The organism is Corallococcus sp. 4LFB (assembly GCF_046520365.1).
Classification (GTDB): Bacteria; Myxococcota; Myxococcia; order Myxococcales; family Myxococcaceae; genus Corallococcus; species Corallococcus caeni.
This window is the reverse complement of the sequence record NZ_JBKGHJ010001070.1, coordinates 1-1,034: the sequence shown is the minus strand read 5'-3', so window position 1 is coordinate 1,034 and position 1,034 is coordinate 1. Positions and strand designations below refer to the sequence as shown.

1 protein-coding gene and 1 pseudogene are annotated in these 1,034 nt (G+C 70.7%); both read left to right on the top strand.

From position 1 onward, the window contains the following. A pseudogene (locus ACLEQD_RS44110) lies at positions 1-615 on the top strand (hypothetical protein); the annotation flags it as partial. A gap of 25 nt (positions 616-640) precedes the next feature. Continuing rightward, positions 641-1,034 (top strand): hypothetical protein (locus tag ACLEQD_RS44105; RefSeq protein WP_410391890.1); only part of this gene is annotated, 394 nt, incomplete at its 3' end.

Below are 1,034 nucleotides of genomic sequence, written 5' to 3'. Positions count from 1 at the left end.
AGCCCGGCCGCGGTGGCCCCCAAGCAGGAGGCGCCCGTCTCCGGGCCCCCGTCCGTGGGCGCCCCGGGCGCGTCGAAGGGCAAGAACACCATCACCCTCAACAACGACGGCGACAAGCCGATGACGGTGAACTTCACCCCCAACGCGGGCGAGAAGGCCATCGACTCCGTCACGCTCAAGCCCGGCGAGAGCAAGACGGTGCAGTTCCCGGACAACTGGTCCGGCAACTTCCGCAGCGACAACGGCGACGGCAAGAACGCGACGCTCGGTGAAGTGAAGTTCGACGGCGGGTTCGGGCAGACGTACTACGACGTCAGCTACATCGAGGGCCACAACGCCGCGATGACGATGCAGGCGGAGGGCGGCGGCCGCCTGTCGGGCACGATGGAGAACCTGCTCGACTCCGCGCCGGACTCCGTGAAGGCCAAGGGAGCGGACGGCGCGGCGTACGGCATCAAGAAGAGCACCACCTCCAACGTGCAGGATCCGGAGGTGGTAGACTTCTTCCGCAAGCACGTCGGCGCGGATCAGGGCTACGTCATCCCCACGGATGACGCGAGCACGCTGGGCAGCAACAACAGCAACCTCGTCGTCCACCTGAAGAACCTGGCCTGATTCCCCCCTCGCGAGGCCCCCGTCCATGAGTGTCCGCCTTCCATCTGGCCTCCCCCGCCCGGGACTCCCCCTTCAGGGCCCCGCGCAGGAGAAGGGTGAGAAGGCGCAGCAGTCCGGGGAGGGAAAAACCCCGGGCAAGGCCACCGGGAAGGGCGTCCCCGCCAAGGGCGGACTCGCCGTCAAGGGCGGCGCCGCCAAGGGCGCTTCCGGCAAGGGCGGCGCGGAGCAGTCTGGCCCCCAGGACGGCGCCGCTTCCGCCCGTTCAGGGGAGACGGAGCGCAATGAAGGCGGCGGCGCCCGGGCCGCGCAGCAGCAGGACGGGATGGCGCCCAGCACGTCGCGCGGCGCCGCCAGCCTGGGCAGCCTGGAGCAGCCCCCTCCCCCGCCCAGACGCTCCACGGCGCCCTCCCACGCCCCAG